The organism is Peribacillus sp. (assembly GCF_059453735.1).
Window position 1 is genome coordinate 1 of record NZ_JAZVJO010000297.1, and the last position, 2,666, is coordinate 2,666.

The 2,666-nt window shown below is 38.9% G+C and carries 4 protein-coding genes; 1 reads left to right on the top strand and 3 read right to left on the bottom strand.

The genetic code is table 11. The annotated features are described in order from the left end of the window. Both AC52RT_RS09465 and AC52RT_RS09470 read right to left on the bottom strand, forming a co-directional pair. A partial coding sequence (locus AC52RT_RS09465) for a DEAD/DEAH box helicase (protein WP_495540509.1) occupies positions 1 to 542 on the bottom strand: 542 nt, incomplete at its 3' end. Positions 543 to 1,129: 587 nt separating this feature from the next. Beyond that, entirely contained in the window at positions 1,130 to 1,879 is a 750-nt protein-coding gene (locus AC52RT_RS09470; protein WP_495540510.1) for an alpha/beta fold hydrolase, read from the bottom strand. 139 nt (positions 1,880 to 2,018) lie between these two features. Here AC52RT_RS09470 and AC52RT_RS09475 point away from each other — a divergent pair, with 139 nt between their 5' ends. Then, positions 2,019 to 2,480, top strand: a complete 462-nt coding sequence (locus AC52RT_RS09475) for an Hsp20/alpha crystallin family protein (RefSeq protein ID WP_495540511.1) — start codon at positions 2,019 to 2,021, stop codon at positions 2,478 to 2,480. A gap of 79 nt (positions 2,481 to 2,559) precedes the next feature. Here the strand turns inward: AC52RT_RS09475 and AC52RT_RS09480 are convergent. Further along, on the bottom strand, positions 2,560 to 2,666 hold a 107-nt coding region (locus tag AC52RT_RS09480), incomplete at its 5' end, for a YppG family protein (protein WP_495540512.1).

Here is a 2,666-nt window from a genome sequence, read left to right on the forward strand (position 1 = left end):
TATTTAAGATTTTCAAATAGACTTACCCATTTGGTATGATGCGGGAGTATGGCTGAATGCAGCATATCTGGGTTGGTTATCACAATATGCCCCGCCTTTCTCACTACTTGGCGGATAGAAGGAGGGGTATCACCGTCGTACGTATAACTTTTTATATCAATTCCCATTTCTTCAATAATTTCATTTAACTCGCTTTTCTGATCTTGAGCGAGTGCTTTAGTTGGAAAGATATAGAGCGCTCGATTACTGTCATCTTCAGCTATTGATTGTAATACCGGTAAATTGTAACAAAGCGTTTTACCTGAGGCTGTAGGCGTCACAGCAACAATGTTCTCACCCTTTTGTAATGTTTCATAAGCTGTATATTGATGGCTATACAGTTCACCAATCCCGCGTTTTTGCAGAGCCGCCTTAATTCGTTCATCTACACTAGAAGGCATAGGCTTGGTTTTAGGCTCTTTGGGTTCAATTTCATGCCAATTAATGATATTCTCGTTCTTCCGTAACTCTTGAATTAACTCCGCAAGTGATTTCTTACCTATCAAATCTCTTCACCTCTTATATTTCGCTGTTGATATGTTAAATCTATCTAACTATCCATTTAAATAGATGGCAGTCACTTTAGGATGATTTTTCCGTTTCAATGTTTTCCTCTTCTTCTATTCTATCGAATATGCGTTCTGTTAAAAAGGAAAACCTATTTTCCTTTTTAGGGAAACTCCATTTTAACATACAAAAAACGGGACATCTTCGTGTCCTGTTCAGACTGTAGACAAACTCGGGTGAAACTAGTTTTTAAAATGGGACCGTTGATTTCCGTTCGAAGCGCTCCGCTTTCCGCAGTAGTCTTCGCCCTCCTCTCCAATCAACCGTCTTTCTAAAGTTAATCTGGATGTAAAACCTAGCGATTAAAAGGGCTAGCCTAAAACAAATTCAGGAGGACACAAGTGATCTAAAAGCGGATACTACGTGAATAAAGAAATAATAGAACAGTACGCCTATTAAAAGCCATGAGTTGCCACGATAAGCAGGAAAACAACCATGAAAAGTGTTCAAAATACCAAAGAGGTACGGAATAAAATCATTCCGTACCTCTGTTGCATCTTCGTATCCTGTTTGGTATTAATGCTTATTCAGTAAAAGCCAAAATGGTTTCTGCCAGTTTTTCTGTTTCTTCAAACATCCCCATATGACCACTTTCCTTCAGTACTACTTCTTTGATCGTCGGTCCATGAACAGAAAATGTTTTTTCACTTGAGATAACTTCATCTTTCTTACCAGCAACAAGTAAAACAGGAACCTTTGCTTGTTTTAACACGTCATTACGATCTTTTCGACTGCGCATCGCGCCAAGTGCCCCGACTGCTCCTGAAGCACTCGTTTTAAGACCAATTTGAATGGCTCTTTCGACATCTGCATTGTCTTTATCCGCAAAAAGTTTGGGCACTAAACCTTCTACGAAACTCTTTACACCATTTTCTTTAATACTTTGGACAGCCTGTAATCTTCCCTCTTTGCCTTTTTCATCATCCGGAAAGGCGGTGGAGTGTATAAGTGAAAACCCAGCTAATTTATCTGGGTAGGCATTCGCATAGGCGAGCGTAATATATCCCCCGAGTGAATGTCCAAATAAATAAAAATCAGTGAGACCGAGTTCTTCTGTTAATTGATGAACATCTTCGGCTAAATCTTCAATTTCATACTCTTTCCCATTTGGTTCTGTATCTCCATGACCGCGAAGATCAAGCGCAATTACCCTTCTTTTTGATTCAAGTAATGGGAGTAAATCCTGATAATAATCTTTACTGCCGCAAAATCCATGTAAAAATACTAACGGTGTGCCTTCTCCGCTGTCTATGTACGAGAGTTTACTTGTCATCATTATCCCTCTTTCTATTCCCTTTATTTATCCTAATAATTCCCTATCTGATTTTTTTCAAACCAACCTATTCAAAGAGCACATATCATTGAAAGCGGTCATAGCCTATTTAGAAGACTTTGAAAGGAGCGACATAGTGATGCCGTCGTCTAATAATGAAAAAAAGGAACCTTATCGACATGAAGTCCTCAATGAATTTGTTTCAAAAATGGATCGACTATTTGCAGATAAGCCTATAAAGGGTATGCTGCAATCTATGGATGACTTCTTCACTTCATCCAATTCCGCCCGCAGCTTTCCTGTAGAAATCGTTGAAACGGATCATGAATACCAAATATCAGCCACACTTCCAGGTGTAAAAAGACAGCATATCGGTATTGAAGTTCTTCCACAGGCAATTATGATAAAGGTGAAAGTCCCAGATAAAGAAAATAGTCGTTTACGAAGCAATGGTTTTCGCAGACCGACAGATTGGCTTTCCCGGACGATATCCTTATCCAAGCCGTTTGATGATCAATCAATAAATGCTCGACATCGTGATGGCATTCTTCAGTTAACTGTACCGAAATTGAAAGGTAAATCCATTTCTATTAAAGAATAACTTTATTCAAAAAAACTGGCGTCAAATCCGTCTGCTGCTTGTATCAAGCATGCTAAAAGCGGATATGGCGTCAGTTTTTTTATTTCACAAATGTAAAGATGCTTCCCATTCCTTTTACCATGGAAGAAACCTGGTTGACCGTATTCATCATCTGGCCAGCTGTGCTCATCATTTTATTAACATCCA